At 71.9% G+C, this 16,305-nt stretch carries 12 protein-coding genes and 2 pseudogenes; 9 read left to right on the forward strand and 5 right to left on the reverse strand.

Annotated elements, in window-relative coordinates; genetic code table 11:
* Positions 1-104: 104 nt before the first annotated feature.
* On the reverse strand, positions 105-1,049 hold the full coding sequence (locus ACIQ6R_RS24430) for a universal stress protein (RefSeq protein ID WP_404223374.1): 945 nt from the start codon (positions 1,047-1,049) through the stop codon (positions 105-107).
* A gap of 230 nt (positions 1,050-1,279) precedes the next feature.
* On the opposite strand from ACIQ6R_RS24430, the gene ppdK reads away from it, so the two are divergent.
* The 5 genes from ppdK to ACIQ6R_RS24455 all read left to right on the forward strand — a co-directional run bounded on the left by ppdK (position 1,280) and on the right by ACIQ6R_RS24455 (position 8,698).
* Positions 1,280-3,982: a pyruvate, phosphate dikinase gene (gene ppdK / locus ACIQ6R_RS24435; RefSeq protein WP_404223375.1), complete on the forward strand. Its 2,703-nt coding sequence runs from the start codon at positions 1,280-1,282 to the stop codon at positions 3,980-3,982.
* A gap of 131 nt (positions 3,983-4,113) precedes the next feature.
* Entirely contained in the window at positions 4,114-4,497 is a 384-nt protein-coding gene (locus ACIQ6R_RS24440) for a hypothetical protein (protein WP_404223377.1), read from the forward strand.
* 91 nt (positions 4,498-4,588) lie between these two features.
* Positions 4,589-5,236 (forward strand): CBS domain-containing protein, encoded by a 648-nt coding sequence (locus tag ACIQ6R_RS24445; protein ID WP_404223378.1) that lies wholly within the window; start codon positions 4,589-4,591, stop codon positions 5,234-5,236.
* Positions 5,237-5,468: 232 nt separating this feature from the next.
* Positions 5,469-8,111 carry a bifunctional acetaldehyde-CoA/alcohol dehydrogenase gene (gene adhE / locus ACIQ6R_RS24450; protein ID WP_404223380.1) on the forward strand — a complete coding sequence of 881 codons (2,643 nt, stop codon included), beginning with the start codon at positions 5,469-5,471 and terminating at the stop codon, positions 8,109-8,111.
* A 158-nt stretch (positions 8,112-8,269) separates the two neighbouring features.
* Positions 8,270-8,698, forward strand: coding sequence for an STAS domain-containing protein (locus tag ACIQ6R_RS24455; protein WP_404223381.1), 429 nt, complete (start codon positions 8,270-8,272; stop codon positions 8,696-8,698).
* A gap of 107 nt (positions 8,699-8,805) precedes the next feature.
* Here the strand turns inward: ACIQ6R_RS24455 and ACIQ6R_RS24460 are convergent.
* The 4 genes and pseudogenes from ACIQ6R_RS24460 to ACIQ6R_RS24475 form a co-directional block, all read right to left on the reverse strand.
* Positions 8,806-9,599: pseudogene (locus ACIQ6R_RS24460) on the reverse strand (hypothetical protein); the annotation flags it as partial.
* Positions 9,600-9,707: 108 nt separating this feature from the next.
* Positions 9,708-10,628 carry a universal stress protein gene (locus ACIQ6R_RS24465; RefSeq protein WP_404223383.1) on the reverse strand — a complete coding sequence of 307 codons (921 nt, stop codon included), beginning with the start codon at positions 10,626-10,628 and terminating at the stop codon, positions 9,708-9,710.
* A 124-nt stretch (positions 10,629-10,752) separates the two neighbouring features.
* Positions 10,753-11,022, reverse strand: a pseudogene (locus ACIQ6R_RS24470) (carbamate kinase); the annotation flags it as partial.
* Positions 11,023-11,137: 115 nt separating this feature from the next.
* Positions 11,138-12,055, reverse strand: a complete 918-nt coding sequence (locus tag ACIQ6R_RS24475; RefSeq protein WP_404223385.1) for a LysR family transcriptional regulator — start codon at positions 12,053-12,055, stop codon at positions 11,138-11,140.
* Between the two features lie 127 nt (positions 12,056-12,182).
* Between ACIQ6R_RS24475 and ACIQ6R_RS24480 the strand changes: the two genes are divergently transcribed.
* Genes ACIQ6R_RS24480 through ACIQ6R_RS24495 form a run of 4 tightly spaced genes read left to right on the forward strand, consistent with a single transcriptional unit; the run spans position 12,183 to position 16,301 of the window.
* Positions 12,183-13,184, forward strand: coding sequence for a fumarylacetoacetate hydrolase family protein (locus ACIQ6R_RS24480; protein ID WP_404223387.1), 1,002 nt, complete (start codon positions 12,183-12,185; stop codon positions 13,182-13,184).
* Positions 13,181-14,143 (forward strand): cyclase family protein, encoded by a 963-nt coding sequence (locus tag ACIQ6R_RS24485; RefSeq protein WP_404223389.1) that lies wholly within the window; start codon positions 13,181-13,183, stop codon positions 14,141-14,143. The genes ACIQ6R_RS24480 and ACIQ6R_RS24485 overlap by 4 nt, the downstream gene beginning before the upstream one ends.
* Before the next feature lie 23 nt (positions 14,144-14,166).
* Positions 14,167-15,297 carry an FAD-dependent oxidoreductase gene (locus ACIQ6R_RS24490; protein ID WP_404223391.1) on the forward strand — a complete coding sequence of 377 codons (1,131 nt, stop codon included), beginning with the start codon at positions 14,167-14,169 and terminating at the stop codon, positions 15,295-15,297.
* Positions 15,294-16,301, forward strand: coding sequence for an amidohydrolase family protein (locus tag ACIQ6R_RS24495; protein ID WP_404223393.1), 1,008 nt, complete (start codon positions 15,294-15,296; stop codon positions 16,299-16,301). Before ACIQ6R_RS24490 ends, ACIQ6R_RS24495 begins: the two co-directional genes overlap by 4 nt.
* The last annotated feature ends 4 nt before the right edge of the window (positions 16,302-16,305 follow it).

Here is a 16,305-nt window from a genome sequence, read left to right on the forward strand (position 1 = left end):
GCTCGTCGTACGGGTGCGCGGCGAGCAGTGCCGGACGGGGCACCGGGTGGTCCCGTGCGGCCCCGACCGGCCGGGACCCTCGGCCCCGACCGGCAGCCGTGGTGTCAGTCGTGCGGAACCACGGCGACGGGACATCCGACGTGGTGCAGGACGGCGTGCGTGACCGGCCCCGTGAAGCCACCGACCTGGTGATCGAGCCCGCGGCGGCCCACCACCAGGAGGCCCGCGTCCTGAGCGGCCCGCACCAGAACCACCGCGGCGCGCCCCTCGGTGACCATCTCGGTCACCGGGACGGTCGGGTACTTCTCCCGCCAGGGACGCAGCACCGCCGCCACGGTGCGCTCCTGGTCCGCCAGCGTCTGAGCCTGCGGCCGGGGAACGGGTGCCGGGCCCCCGGGGGCCGCGGACACCAGAGGCACGGACGGAACGGGGGCGGGCCGGAAGGCGGTCCGGAAAGCGTGGACCACTGACAGGCCGGTGCCACGCCGACGGGCGGCGTCGAAGGCGAACTCGATCAGTTCGTCGCAGGGACGATCCGTCTGCAGCCCCAGGACCACCTGGCGGTAGGGCGTCTCCGGGATCTCCTCCGGGGCGACGCCGTCGGTGGCCGGCAGGTGCTCGTCGGCGACGGACCGTCCCGCGCGGACCAGGACGACCGGGCGGGGGGACCGGCCGACGACGCGCTGGGACACGGAGCCTGTGAGAAAGCCGCCCAGAGGCCCGAGGCCACGGGATCCGAGGACCAGCAGGCCGGTGTCGGCCGCGGCCTTGAGCAGGCCGGCCACCGTGGAGTCGCACACGAGTCGGCCGGTGATCCTCAGCCCTGGGTGGGCGGCCCGGACACTGCGTACGGCCTCGCCCAGAAGCTGCTCGGCCCAGTCGCGCTCGGTGCTGTCCATGGGGACGTACGGCGCGGGGTGAGGGTGGCGGTGCCAGACGTGGACCACGGCGAGTCCGGTTCCTCGCCGCTGAGCCTCCTGGGCCGCCCAGTGCGCGGCGGCGAGTCCCTCGGTCGATCCGTCGATCCCCACCACGATGTCGTGCGGCATGACTGTCCCCTCCCGGTCGTCGAATTCCGATGGCTTCCAGCCTCGGCCCGGCCGCGCCGGTGGTCCACGGGCCGTACAGCCCCGGCAGGGAGCCGATGGTCCCTGCGGAACGGCAAGCGCTCGTCGGGGGCCGACCGGTCCCTCACGCGGGACGGCCGGCACCTCGCGCCGGGCCCACCTCCGTCCGACGCTGGAATCATCACGCCCCAACGCTTGAGGAGCGCAGCGTCATGGTCCGTTACGTGTACGACTTCACCGAGGGCGGCCGTGGCCTGGCCGATCTCCTCGGCGGCAAGGGATCGAACCTGGCGGAGATGACCCGGCTCGGGCTCCCCGTACCGCCGGGCTTCACCCTCACCACCGAGGCGTGCCGCGCCTTCCTGGAGACCGGCAGCGAACCCGCGGGCCTGTGGGAGGAGGTCTCCGCACGCCTGTCCGCCCTCGAAGCCTCCGCCGGCCGTTCCCTGGGGCAACCGGACGACCCGCTGCTGCTGTCCGTCCGCTCCGGCGCGAAGTTCTCCATGCCCGGCATGATGGAGACGATCCTCGACATCGGCCTCAACGACGACTCCGTCCTGGGGCTGGCCAAGGTCTCCGGCAACGAACGCTTCGCCTGGGACTCCTACCGCCGCCTCGTCCAGATGTTCGGCAGCACGGTCATGGGCGTCGACTCCTCCCGCTTCGAGCGGTCCCTCGCCCTCCTCAAGGACCTGCGCGGCGTCCAGGACGACGTGCACCTGACGGCATCCGACCTGGCCGAGCTGGTCGAGACGTACAAGAACCTGATCCACCTGGAGACAGGCGACCACTTCCCCCAGTCCCCCTCCGAGCAGCTGCGCCGGGCGATCCTGGCCGTCTTCGAGTCCTGGAACGGCGAGCGCGCCCGCCTGTACCGGCGCCGCGAGCACATCGCCGACGACCTGGGCACCGCCGTCAACGTCCAGCGCATGGTATTCGGCAACCTCGGGGCCGACTCCGGCAGCGGCGTCGCCTTCACCCGCGACCCGGCCACCGGCCGCTCCGGCCTGTACGGCGACTATCTGCCCGACGCGCAGGGCGAGGACGTCGTCGCCGGCATCCGCAACACCGTGCCGCTGGCCGAGCTGAAGCGCCTGGACGCCGCGTCCTATGACGGGCTGCGCACGCACATGCGCACCCTGGAACGCCACTACCGGGATCTGTGCGACATCGAGTTCACGATCGAACGCGGCACCCTGTGGATGCTCCAGACCCGCGTCGGCAAGCGCACCGCCGAGGCCGCCTTCGTTCTCGCCGCCGAGCTGGCCGACGAAGGGCTCATCACCCCGGACGAGGCGCTGGCCCGGGTGAGTGGCGAGGGCCTGGCCCGGCTGATGTTCCCGCGCTTCGACGCCTCCGCCACCGGCACCGCACTCGCCCACGGCGTCCCGGCCTCTCCCGGCGCGGCGGTCGGGACCGTGGTCTTCGACTCCGCCCAGGCGGTGCGCCGCGCCGCGGCCGGCGAGAAGGTGGTCCTGGTCCGTCAGGAGACCACCCCGGACGACCTGCCCGGCATGATCGCCGCTCAGGCGGTCCTCACCAGCCGGGGTGGCAAGACCAGCCACGCGGCCGTCGTCGCCCGCGGCATGGGCAAGGTCTGCGTGTGCGGCGCCGAGGAGCTCACCGTGGACACCGAGGCCCGGCGCTTCACCGCCGCGGACGGCACCGTGGTCGAGGAGGGCACCGTCGTCTCGGTGGACGGCTCCGCCGGAGCGGTGTACGCCGGTTCGGTGCCGCTGGTGGACTCGGCGGTGATCCGGTATCTGGAGGACGGCCGGGGCGGCGGTGGCTCGCAGGGCGTGGACGTGGTCGACGCGGTGGCCCGGGCGCTGGCCCGCGCCGACACCGTGCGCCGGCTGGAGGTGCGGGCCAACGCCGACACCCCGGAGGACGCCGTCCGGGCCCGGCGGTTCGGAGCGCAGGGCATCGGCCTGTGCCGCACCGAGCACATGTTCCTCGGTGACCGCCGCAAGCTGGTCGAGCAGATGATCCTGGCCGGCACGGACGCCGAGCGCGACCGGGCCCTGGCCGACCTCCTGCCGCTGCAGCGGCGGGACTTCGTCGGCATCCTGGAGGCCATGGACGGTCTGCCTGTCACCATCCGGCTGCTGGACCCGCCACTGCACGAATTCCTGCCCGACCACACCGAACTGGCGGTGCGGATCGCCACCGCTCAGGCCCGTGGCGAGGAGCCGGACACGCACGACGTCGAACTGCTCGGCGCGGTGAACCGCATGCACGAGGAGAACCCGATGCTCGGGCTGCGCGGCGTACGCCTGGGCCTGGTCGTGCCCGGCCTGGTCGCCATGCAGGTCCGGGCGATCGGTGAGGCCGTGACCGAGCGCATGTTGGCCGGTGGCGCACCCCAGGCGGAGATCATGGTCCCGCTCGTCGGTGACGTCCGTGAACTACACCTCGTGCGCGCGGAGGTCCAGCGGGTGCTGGCCGAGACCTCACGGGCGGCCGGAGTCGTCCTCGACTGCCCGGTCGGCACCATGATCGAGTTGCCCAGGGCCGCCCTGACGGCGGGCCGGATCGCCGAGGAAGCCGAGTTCTTCTCCTTCGGCACCAACGACCTGACTCAGACGACCTGGGGCTTCTCCCGCGACGACGTAGAGGCGGAGTTCTTCTCCGCCTACCTGGACAAGGGCGTCTTCTCCACCTCTCCTTTCGAGGCGCTCGACCGCGAAGGGGTCGGCCGGCTGGTGGGCATCGCGGTCGCCGAGGGCCGCGCCACTCGCCCGGACCTCAAGATCGGGGTGTGCGGTGAGCACGGCGGCGACCCCGACTCGGTGCACTTCTTCCACACCGCCGGACTGGACTACGTCTCCTGCTCGCCGTTCCGGGTGCCGGTGGCGCGACTGGAGGCGGGGCGGGCGGCGCTGGCGGAGACCGAGGGGAGCGACAGCAGGTGAACCGCGGGGCGGGGCCGCTCGGCCTCATGTCGGGGACCGCCGCTCCGCCCTCCAGGGCCGGTCGCCCCTGGGACGGGAGCGACCGGCGCAGCAGGCTTGAGGCGACAGAACGATCACAGGGAGTGGAACACATGACCGCCAAGGACATCGGTGCCCGTGAGACCGCCGCCACCGTGCTGGTCCGCGCCGACGGCGAGGTGGACGAGGAATCTCTCGCCTACCTCCACGAGAAGGTCGCCGCCGCTCTGGACCGGCCCGGCCTGCCGCCCGTGAACGGTGAGGTGCGCGTACGGCGGGCATCGGCCCACCACGTGGAACTGCCCTGGTCCGGCCGCACCGACATCCGGGTCGGCAGCGACCTCGTCGTCGTCCACGCGCGCGAGGCGAGCGCCCGCGAACTCGCCGACCGGCTCCACGACCGGCTGCGCTCCGCCACCGAACGCGTCGCCCACCGAAGCGACACCACCCGCCGGACGGCCGCCCCGCCCCCATGGCGCGGCGGCCCGCAGAAGTAGGCGCCACACGGCGCCCGCCCGACCTGGCGGGGAGCCGGAGCCGAACCGGGCTCCGGCCCTCCCCCGCCCGCGCGCGTGAAGGAGATCCGCCGTGACCGCTCACATCGTCGGCGAGGTAATGACCAGGGACGTCGTCCACGCCCGCCGGACGACACCCTTCAAGGAGGTCGTCCGGTTGCTCGACCACCACCGGATCAGCGGACTGCCGGTGGTCGACGCCGACGACAAGGTCCTCGGCGTCCTGTCCGGCAGTGACCTCGTCCGCAACCAGGCGCACCGGGACGGCCCCGCTCCACCGCCGTCCGTGACGGCGGGCGACGTGATGTCGAGCCCCGCCATCACCGTGCACCCCGAGCAGACCGTGCCGGACGCCGCCCGGCTCATGGAGCGCCGCGGCGTCGAGCGACTGCCCGTGGTCGACGAGGCCGACCGCCTCATCGGCATCGCCACCCGCCGTGACCTGCTACGGGTCTTCCTGCGCGCGGACGACGACATCCGCCGCCAGGTGGCCGAGGAGATCGTCGTGACCGCGATGGGGATGCCGTCCGACGCGGTCCGCGTCGCTGTCCGCGACGGCGTCGTCACCCTCGACGGCCGGGTGGCAGCGCGTAGCCAGGTGCCGGAACTCGTGCACGCCGTCTGGCGGCTCGACGGCGTGGTCGGCGTGGTGAACGGCCTGGGCTTCCGCATCGACGACCGCGAGTCGCCCACCCCGTCCCACCGGACCGGGAGCCCGTGACCTCAGCGGCCGGCGCCGACGTGCGGCGGGCCGGGCGGGCCGGCGGTGCCGGGGCCGACGGTCCCTGCCCAGCCGGGCCGGACGGACGCGAGAGGGGCCCTTCGGCGCCTGCCAGGGCACCGGGATCCGTCGGAGAGTGGAGCCAGGGAGGGGCGCCGGTCCCCCGCGGCGTCCCTCCCGTCCCGAGCCGCCGCATGAGCACGGCGGTCCCTGACAACGGAGGCACACCACCATGACCCGACAGGACGTGCGGACCAAGGACCGCGTCGGGATCGACGCCCCGTCCGACACGGCGGTCGCCGTGGACCGTCTGGTCACGGCCGACCTCAAGGCCCTCGCCGACTACGAGTCCCTCTCCCAGGAACAGGTCGACCACATCGTCAAGAAGGCGTCGGTCGCCGCCCTGGACCAGCACACCGCCCTGGCCCGCCTGGCGGTCGAGGAGACGGGGCGCGGGGTCTTCGAGGACAAGGCCGCCAAGAACATGTTCGCGTGCGAGCACGTCACGCACAGCATGGGCCACACGAAGACCGTCGGGGTCATCGGCCGGGACGACATCGAGGAGATGGTGGAGATCGCCGAACCGGTGGGCGTGGTGGCCGCGGTCACCCCCGTCACCAACCCGACCTCGACCACGGTCTTCAAGGCGCTGATAGCGCTGAAGACCCGCAACCCGGTGATCTTCGCGTTCCACCCGTCCGCCCAGCGGTGCAGCTCCGAAGCGGCCCGCGTCGTGCGGGACGCGGCCATTGCCGCCGGAGCGCCGGAGCACTGCGTGCAGTGGATCGAGGCCCCGTCCGTCGAGGCCACCCGCACGCTCATGCAGCACCCGGGCGTCTCGCTGATCCTCGCCACCGGCGGCAACGCCATGGTCAAGGCCGCCTACTCGGCCGGCAAGCCGGCCCTCGGGGTCGGTGCCGGCAACGTCCCGGCCTACGTCCACCGCAGCGCCAAGCTGCGCCGGGCAGTCAACGACCTGGTGCTGTCCAAGTCGTTCGACAACGGGATGATCTGCGCCTCCGAGCAGGCCGTCATCCTGGACACGGAGATCTACGACGCCGCGATCACCGAGTTCCGCTCCCTGCACGCCCATCTGGCCACCCCGGAGGAGAAGACGAAGCTGGAAACCTTCCTCTTTCCCGCCACCGGCGGTTCGGGCGCCGGCTGCGAACCCGAGGTCAACGCGGCCGCCGTCGGGCAGAGCCCGGCGTGGATCGCCGAGCGGGCCGGATTCTCGGTGCCGGCAGACACCTCGGTCATCCTGGTCGAGGCCGAACGGGTCGGCCCGGACGAGCCGCTGACCCGTGAGAAGCTCTGCCCGGTCCTCGCCGTACTGCGCGCCGAGGACGAGCGCCGCGGGTTCGACCTCGCCGCCGACATGGTCGCCTTCCACGGCCAGGGTCACAGCGCCGTCGTCCACACCGAGGAGCCTGCCGTGGCGGAGGCGTACGGCATGCGGATGAAGACCGTACGGATCATCGTCAACTCGCCGTCCTCGCAGGGCGCGATCGGCGGCATCTACAACGGTCTGCTGCCCTCGCTCACGCTGGGGTGCGGCTCCTGGGGCAGCACCTCGGTGTCCAACAACGTCTCCGCCGCCCAGCTCCTCAACGTCAAGCGGGTCTCCACCCGTCGCAACAACCTCCAATGGTTCAAGGTCCCGCCGAAGATCTACTTCGAACCGCAGGCCGTCCGCTACCTGACCTCCATGCCGGACGTCCACCGCGTCACCATCGTCACCGACGCCACCATGACCCGCCTCGGATTCGTCGACCGGATCAGCCGCGTCCTGCAACGGCGTCGGGAACCGGTCACCCTCCAGGTCATCGACAACGTCCAGCCCGAACCCAGCATCGACTCCGTCCAGCACGGCGCCGACCTCATGCGGGACTTCCGCCCCGACACGATCATCGCGCTCGGCGGCGGCTCCCCCATGGACGCCGCCAAGGTCATGTGGCTGCTGTACGAGCAGCCCGGCATCGACTTCGCGGACATGCGGCAGAAGTTCTCCGACATCCGCAAGCGCGCCTTCCGCTTCCCCACCCTCGGCAAGCAGGCCCGCCTCGTCTGCGTGCCCACCACCTCCGGCACCGGCGCCGAGGTCACCCCGTTCGCCGTCATCTCCGACCCCGCTACCGGCAAGAAGTATCCGCTCGCCGACTACGCCCTCACCCCCAGCGTCGCGATCATCGACCCCCTCCTCACCACCGCCCTGCCCCCGGCGCTCGCCGCCGACAGCGGCTTCGACGCCCTCACCCACGCCATCGAGGCGTACGTGTCCGTCTACGCCAACGACTTCACCGACGGCCTCGCCCTGCACGCCATCCGCCTGGTCTTCGGCCATCTCGAGGCGGCCGTGAGCAACCGCGCGGACGCTGCGCAGGCCCGGGAGAAGATGCACAACGCCGGCACCATCGCGGGCATGGCCTTCGGCAACGCCTTCCTCGGCATCGTCCATGCCATGTCGCACACCCTCGGCGCCACGTTCCACATCGCGCACGGGCGCACCAACGCGGTCCTGCTGCCGCATGTCATCCGCTACAACGGCAGCGTCCCGACGAAGCTGACCGGCTGGCCCAAGTACGAGAACTACCGTGCCCCCGAACGCTTCCAGGACATCGCCCGCACCCTCGGGCTGCCCGCGGCCACTCCGGCCGAGGGCGTGGAGTCACTCGCCGCGGCCGTCGAGCGGCTCCGCGACGCCGTCGGCACAGAGCCGACGTTCCAGGCCCTCGGCGTCGACGAGCGCGCCTTCCTCGACGCCCTGCCCCAGCAGGCCCTCAACGCCTACGAGGACCAGTGCGCGCCGGCCAACCCGCGCATGCCGATGCTCGACGACATGCAGGAGCTCATGCGCACGGCATACCACGGCTGAACAGGCGGTACCGGAGGCCGCCGAACGGGAGCCTGACAGCTTCCGCGCGGCGGCTTCGCCATGCCCGGCGGGGCTGACGTCCCGAGGGGTCGCACGGGCCCCCGCGCATGGGCCATCGGACCCTACTGCCCGACGAGCACCTGGTCTTGGCTGTCCCTATGACGCACGAGCACCCCCGCACCGGCCCGATCCGCTCCGAGTACACCGTCGGCGACACGACCGTCCTGGAACTGCGCGGAGACCTCGACATCGCCGTGACACCGATCGTCACGGCCCGGCTGGACGCCCTCACCGCATGCCCACACCCCGATCTGGTCGTGGACCTCCGTCCTGTGCCCTTCCTGGACTGCGCCGCGCTGGGAGTGCTGTGCAGGGCACGCGCGCGGATCCGCGAGCGGCACGGCAGGCTGCGTCTCGTCTTGGGCAGCGACCGCTTACGCGACATCGTGCGCCGCACCGGGCTGGCGCACACCTTCGATGTCTACAGGTCGCTGACGGACGCCCTGGGTGGCCGGCCCCGCGGGTACCGACGCGTCGTGCCCGCCTTCGCCGACCGCCCAAGCGGGGGCTTCAGCCGGTCTCGCTGACGGGCGGGCAGTTCTCCGCGGGCGCCACCCACTCGCCCAGGGAGCGGACGCAGCAGGGCCCGGACAGCGGATCCGACGTCCGCGGTCCGGGCCCCTCGGGGTTCCTGTCAGCCGTCCCACGTCCAGTCGGCTACCTCGGGAAGGTCGACACCGTGCTCGCGGATGTACGCGTGGTGGCGCAGCCGGGCGTCCTCCATCCCCTGGCGCACGGCCGCCGCGCGCACCGCGAGGCCGGGGACACGGTCGATGACGTCCATGACCAGCCGGTAGCGGTCCAGGTCGTTGCGGACCACCATGTCGAACGGTGTGGTGGTCGTGCCCGTTTCCTTGTAACCGCGCACGTGCAGGTGCCGGTGGCCGGTGCGGCGGTAGGCGAGCCGGTGGATCAGCCAGGGGTAGCCGTGGTAGGCGAAGAGGACCGGCTTGTCCGGGGTGAACAGGCCGTCGTACTCGAAGTCGCTCATGCCGTGGGGATGTTCCTCGCTCGGCAGCAGCCGGGCGATGTCGACGACGTTCACGACCCGGACGGCCAGCTCCGGCAGGTGGTGCCTCAGCAGCTGTGCGGCGGCCAGTACCTCCTGGGTCGGGACGTCGCCCGCGCAGCGAGCACGACGTCGGGTTCGCGGCTGCCGTCCTCGGTGCCGGCCCAAGCCCTGGCAGGTGTGTTCGGAGAGAATCTCCATCACCCGGCCGTGCCGGTCCAGGTGCTCGTCCACGTCAAGGGTGCGGGCCTGCCATGCCTTGCCGCTGGCGCCGTAGACGGCCTGGAGGCGGTTGGAGGCGGTCTCGTCGGGGCCGACGACGCGGAAGTCACGTCGGTCGGCGGTCTCGTGCATGACGTACTCCAGCAGGTCGCCGAGACGCGAGTGGGTTCGTGCAGGGCCATCACCGGAGAGGGAACAGCCCGCCTGTACACGGCGGTGTCTCACCCATCGCGTACAGGCTGGCTGAGGATCGGACAGGGGGAAACCTCCCTCGACGCGCTCGCTGTCCTGGGCGTCCTTCTCGGTCAGTCGTGCGAGATCACCGCCACGGGAGCAACGGCATGATGCAGCAGCGCCTGGGTCACCGGACCGATATGAGCGCCGACCACCGCCCGGCGGTTCTGCCTGCCCACCACCACGAGGGCGGCGTCGTAGGAGGCGTCGACCAGGTGGCGCCCGGCACCACCGATCGTGGCCTGCGCGTGAACCTCCACGGCGGGGTACCTGTCCTGCCATGGGCGCAGGACGTTGGACAGTTCGCTCCGTACCTGCTTGACCATGCCGTCGTTCAGGTCGGGCATGAGCGCGCCGCCGTAGTGGTAGGGCGGCAGCGTCCAGCCGTGAATGATCCGTAGGCGTGCGGCACGCCGTGAAGCCGCGTCGAACGCGAAGTCGACCACCGCGTCATTGGGCTTGTGCAGATCCAGGCCCAGGACGATGTCACGGTGGCCGGGGACGGCGGAGACCTCGCGTGCAGAGGCCTCCGGCGGTGCCTCCTCCTCGCCGTGCTCGGCAGCACGGACGAGTATGACGGGCCGCTCGCACGAGGCCAGGACGGCATGGGAGACGGAGCCGAGCAGGTATCCCGCCGCCTTGCTCAGTCCTCGGGAGCCCAGTACCAGCAGCTCGGCCTCCTCGGCGGCCTTCAGCAGGGCCGGGACGGGCAGGCCGGGGATCTCGTCCGTGTCGATCTGCAGCCCGGGGCGGGTTTCGCCGACGCGGGCGCGCGCGTGGGCCAGCAGGTGCTGTGCCGAGGCCCGCTGCAGGTCGCTCGGCGGCACCGGCACGCCGAGTCCGGTCGCCGGTGCGAAGGCAGGGGCTTGCCACTCCCACGCGGTCACGAGCCTCAGAGGCAGGTCCCTGAGCTGTGCCTCGTGCCCGGCCCAGTCTGCGGCAGCCAGGCTCGCCGGCGAGCCGTCCAGTCCGACGGTGATGGTGCGGGTCATGGAAATCCTCCTTCAGGCTGCTTCGAGTCTTGGTCCCGTCAGGCGGTGACAGCAGGGGCCACTGGTCCTTGGACACGAGCCGACCGTCCCGCGATCCGGCTTTCAGTTCGCCGCCTGCCGCTTGTCATCCGATGGGGAGTTCGGGTCGTACGAGCGTCCCCGATGTTCCGTGGGCGATGGCGTACGCGGCGTCGAGCGCACCGATCGCGGCCAGGCCACCGGTCCGTTCCACGAACCGGGCAGCGGCCTCGGTCTTGGGCTTCATCGAACCCTCGGGGAAGGCCCTGTCCCGAAGTTGCGCGGAGGTCGGGTCGAGCACGGGCTGCCGGCGAGGCGTGCCGAAGTCGGCGTACACGTTCGGGGCGTCGGTGCGGATGAGCAGGAGATCCGCCTTGCCGGGCTGTCCCTCTTCGCGGGCGGCCCCGCCCACCCCCACCGTCATTCACGTTACGGATGGATTCCATCCGTCCCGTGGATGACGCCCTCCGCGAGCGGGCGGCGGGTCCCGGTCACTCCTCGGGCCGGTCGGCCATCCGCCTGCCGACCCGGGCGGCGGTCTCGCGCAGCCAGATGTGGGCCGCGTCGTGGGTGTGGACCGGGTGCCACCACAACGCCTCGCGCAGCGGTACCGCCTCGTAGGGCGGCTCCACCACGCGTACCGCGGCGAGCGGGGCGAAGAGGTGTGCGAGGCGGGCCTGGATCAGGGCGATGCGCCGGGTTCCGCTGACCAGCAGCGGCATGATCTGGAAGCTGTCCACGGAGACCTCGACGCGGGGTTCGATGCCCAGCATGCCGAGCTGGCGGACGGCCGGGGCGTCATAGGTGCGCTGGTAGGTGACCCAGGGCAGCCGGGCCAGGTCTTCCCGGGTCAGCCGGTCGTCGACGCTCGGGTGGTCCTCGGCGACGAGGAAGACCCACCGGTCCTGGTAGAGGTCGGTGGCGGGGAAGTCGCTGATGACGCCGTGCGGCATGAGCAGGCCGTCGGTGGTGCTCAGCAGGGTGTCCGTGGCGTCCACCACGGTGGTCGGCGTCTGGGCGAAGCGCAGCCGGATGCCGGGGGCCTCCTGGTGCACGACCCGGGCGAGTTCGGCGCCGAAGACGGCGACCGCGTAGTCGGACGCCACGAGCTTGAACTCGCGGCTCTCCTTGGCCGGGTCGAAGTCCGCCTGGCTGGCGAAGAGCCGTTCCAGCAGGTCGTAGGCGGTGGACGCGCGGTCGAGGAGGACTTGTCCGAGGGCGGTGAGCTCGTAGTGACCGCCCACACGCGCCAGCAGGTCGTCGTCGAAGTGCCTGCGCAGACGCGAGAGCGCCGCGCTCATCGCCGGCTGGCTGAGGCCGACGCGCTGTCCGGCGCGGGTGACGTTGCGCTCTTCGAGGAGAGCGCGCAGGGCGACGACGAGGTTGAGGTCCAGGCGACTGAGATTCACGGCGACTTTTCTTGTTGTTCGGCGGTGACCTGCGCGAATTTGGCTCATGGATGGCTGTCATCCACGGAATCTATTTCCCTGATCGCGGGTGGCGAGTCCAGATTAGTGCCATCGCCATCAGGAGGACATGTCTGTGAAACCTGAAGCCGCGTCCGCCCTCTTCGCCGGACCCTTCGCCCTCGCCACCCTTTCGGCCCCCGAGGAGACGCCCTTTCCCGCTCTCGTCACCCCCGACGCCCAGGTGATCGACCTGCGGAACGCCCTGGACGACGCCGACTTGAGCGTGCGGGACCTCCTGAACGACTGGGAGGCGGTGCTGCCCCGGTTGTCGGTGCTGGCCGGCGACAGCGCGCCACGACGCGCGCCGCTGGCGGACTTCCGGGTGCACGCACCGGTCGAACCGCGCCAGGTGTTCCAGTCCGGCGCCAACTACCGACAGCACGTCATCGACCTGCACGTCGCACACCGTGCCCCGGACGACGGCCGGCCGGAGGAGGAGCGGCGCGCGGAGGCCGCCGAGATCATGGACCGGCGGGCGGCCGACGATCTGCCGTACGTGTTCATCGGCCTGCCGAGCGCGATCACCGGCCCGTACGACGACGTCGCGCTGCCCGCGTGGGCCGAGAAACCCGACTGGGAACTGGAGCTGGCCGCGGTGATCGGCCGGCCCGCCCACCGGGTGTCCGTCGAGGAGGCACTCGACCACGTCGCGGGCTACACGATCGCCAACGACCTGACCGACCGGGCCACGGTCTTCCGCCGGGACATGCCGCAGATCGGCACCGACTGGCTGCGCAGCAAGAACGCCCCGGGCTTCACGCCGCTCGGACCCTGGATCGTGCCCACCGCGTCCATCGCGGACCCGGGCGACCTGCGGCTGACGCTGAAGCTGAACGGCGAGACCATGCAGGACGAGTCGACCAAGGACATGATCTTCAACGTGTCGCGGATGGTGTCCTACGCCTCGCAGACCGCCCGCCTCCTTCCCGGCGACCTGGTGCTCACCGGCTCCCCCGCCGGCAACGGCATGCACTGGGGCCGGCTGCTGCGCGACGGCGACGTCATGGACGCCTCCATCACCGGGCTCGGCGCCCAGCGCACCCGCTGTGTGACGGAGGCGCCCCGATGACACTGGACCGCACCGACCCCGAGGGCTCGATCGCCCGGACCGCCAAGGCATGCTCCAACTGGAACCGCTGGGGCGAGGACGACGTGCTCGGCACGCTCAACTTCCTCGACGAGGCCAAGCGCCGCGAAGGTGCCGCACTGATCCGGCGGGGTGTCAGCTTCTCCCTCTCGCAGCGGTTCGACATCGACGGCCCGCAGAAGGGCTGGCGCCGCCGCACCAACCCGGTGCACACCATGCTGGACACCGGCACCGACGCGGCCCTCGGCAACCAGGGCCTGCCGCACGGCATCGGCGGCGCCGACGACGTCATCGCGATGCCGTTGCAGTGCTCCACCCAGTGGGACGGTCTCGGGCACATCTTCGACCACGGCAAGGCCTGGAACGGACGCCCGGCCGAGCAGGTCGTCACCTCCGACGGCGACCAGGTCACCGGCATCGAGCACATGGCTCCGCACGTCGCCGGACGCGGGGTGCTCCTCGACGTCGGACGGACCGTCGGCGACGACGGGGAACTACCGGACGGCTTCGCGATCACCGAGGAGCACCTGGCCGCGACCGCCGAGGCGCACGGTGTGCGGGTGGGCCGCGGCGACATCGTCCTCGTCCGCACCGGCCAGCTCGCCCGGGTGCGCCGCGACGGATGGGGCGACTACGCCGGCGGGCCCGCGCCCGGGCTGTCGTTCACCACGGCGGGCTGGCTGCACGGCACCGAGATCGCCGCGATCGCCACCGACACCTGGGGCTTCGAGGTCCGCCCCAACGAGTTCGAGCACGCCTTCCAGCCGCTGCACCAGGTATCCATCCCCCACATCGGCCTGCTGATCGGCGAGATGTGGGACCTGGACGCCCTCGCCGAAGACTGCGCGGCCGACGGGGAGTACGCGTTCTGGCTCACCGCCGCGCCCCTGCCCATCACCGGGGCCGTCGGCTCACCCGTCAACCCGATCGCCGTCAAGTAGTCCAAGGAACAAGGGAGTTCCCCATGAGCGAAGCCCGTAAAGTCCTGGTGATCGGCGGAGGCGCGGCCGGCAACGCCGTCACGGTCCTGCTGCGCCGCGCCGGCCTCACCGTGGACCTGATCGAGGCCAAGGACGACTGGAACGCCACCGCCGGCTCCGGCATCACCCTCCAGGGCAACGCCCTGCGCGTGCTGCGCGAACTGGGCGTCTGGGAGCAGGTGGAGGCGTCCGGATTCGGCTTCGGCTCGGTCGGCATCACCGCCCCCGACGGCACCGGCCTGCACGCCCGGAACGACCTGCGCACCGGCGGCGACGACCTGCCCGCCACCGTCGGCATACAGCGCCCCCGGCTCCAGCGGATCCTCATCGACGCCGTGCGCGCCGGCGGCGCCACCGTCCGCCTCGGCACCACCGCCGAAATCCTCGACCAGGACTCCGACGGTGTCTCCGTGCGCCTCTCCGACGGCACCGAGCACCGCTACGATCTCGTGGTCGCCGCCGACGGCCTCGGCTCCCGCACCCGCGCCGCGATCGGCATCACCGACGAGCCCGAGCCCACCGGGATGGCGATCTGGCGGATCGCGGCCCCGCGTCCGGCGGGAGTCGTCCGCACCGACCTCGCCTACGGCGGCCCGGCCTACATCGCCGGCTACTGCCCCACCAGCGAGACCACGCTGTACGCGTACGTCGTAGAGGCCAATCGTGACCGCGCCTCGATCCCGCCGGAGTCGTACGCCGAGGAGATGCGGCGCATGACCTCCTCCTACGGCGGCCACTGGCCGGAGATCACCGAGCACATCACCGACCCGGCGAAGGTCAACTACACCTGGTTCGACCGGCTGCTGGTCGAGGGCTCCTGGCACCGCGGCCGGGTGGTGCTCGTCGGCGACGCCGCACACTGCTGCCCGCCCACTCTCGCCCAGGGCGCCGCGCTGTCCCTTGAAGACGCCTGGGTGCTCGCGCAGATGCTGACTGGGTCCGACGCGTGGGACGACGTCCTGTTCCAGGCGTACTACGAGCGGCGGATCGCCCGCGTCCGCCCGGTCGTGGAGGCATCCGTACAGATCGGGCAGTGGCAGCTCGACGGGGTCCGCGACGCCGACGTGCCCGGCCTGATGGGCCGCACCATGACCATGCTCAGGGAGCTGCCGTGACCGCGGCGAACCCGCCCACCGTGGACGTGCACGCCCACGTCCTGCTCCCTGAGGTCGAGGCGCTCGTCGCCGGGCTGCCCGGCCACGCCGAGGCCAAGGAGCTGGACGCCCGGCGCAACGGTCCCGCGGCCCTCGCCGTCAGCGGCCCCATGGTGCGCGAGCGCTTCCCCCGCCTGACGGACGTGACCGTTCGCCTGGCCGCGATGGACGCCCAGGGCGTGGACGTGCAGCTGGTCAGCCCCTCGCCCTCGCACTACCACTACTGGACCGACGAGGACACCGCCGAGAAGCTGTACCGGCTCGCCAACGAGGCCACGGCAGCGCACTGTTCGGCCGCCTCCGAGCGGCTGCGCGGACTCGGACTGGTCCCGCTCCAGCACCCGGAACTGGCGGTCCGCGCCCTGGACCACGCCCTGGAGCAGGGCCTGGCCGGGGTGGAGATCTCCAGTCACGCCCCGGGGCGCGAGCTGTCCGACCCGGCGTACGAGCCCTTCTGGACCCGGGCCGAGGAGACCGGCGCGCTCGTCTTCCTGCACCCCTTCGGCTGCACCCTCGACGAGCGCCTGGACCAGTGGTACCTGTCCAACACCGTCGGGCAGCCCACCGAGAACGCCGTCGCCCTCTCGCACCTCATCTTCTCCGGCGTACTCGACCGCCACCCCGGGCTGAAGCTGGTCGCCGCGCACGGCGGCGGCTACCTGCCCACCCACATCGGCCGCTCCGACCACGCCTGGTCGGCCCGCTCCGACGCGGGCGCCGGCTGCGCCCATCTGCCCAGCAGCTACCTCAAGCGCCTGTACTTCGACTCCCTCGTCCACGACCCGCACGTGCTGCGCGAGCTGATCCGGGTCGCCGGGGCCGACCGGGTGCTGCTCGGCTCCGACTTCCCCTTCGACATGGGGACCGAGGACCCGGTCGGCGCCCTGCGCGCCGCGCGCCTGTCCGACGCCGACTTCCACGCCGTCCGGGGCGGCAACGCCGCCGCCCTCCTCCGGAAGGACTGACCAT

The organism is Streptomyces sp. NPDC096048, from assembly GCF_044763415.1.
In the GTDB taxonomy this organism is placed as follows: domain Bacteria; phylum Actinomycetota; class Actinomycetes; order Streptomycetales; family Streptomycetaceae; genus Streptomyces.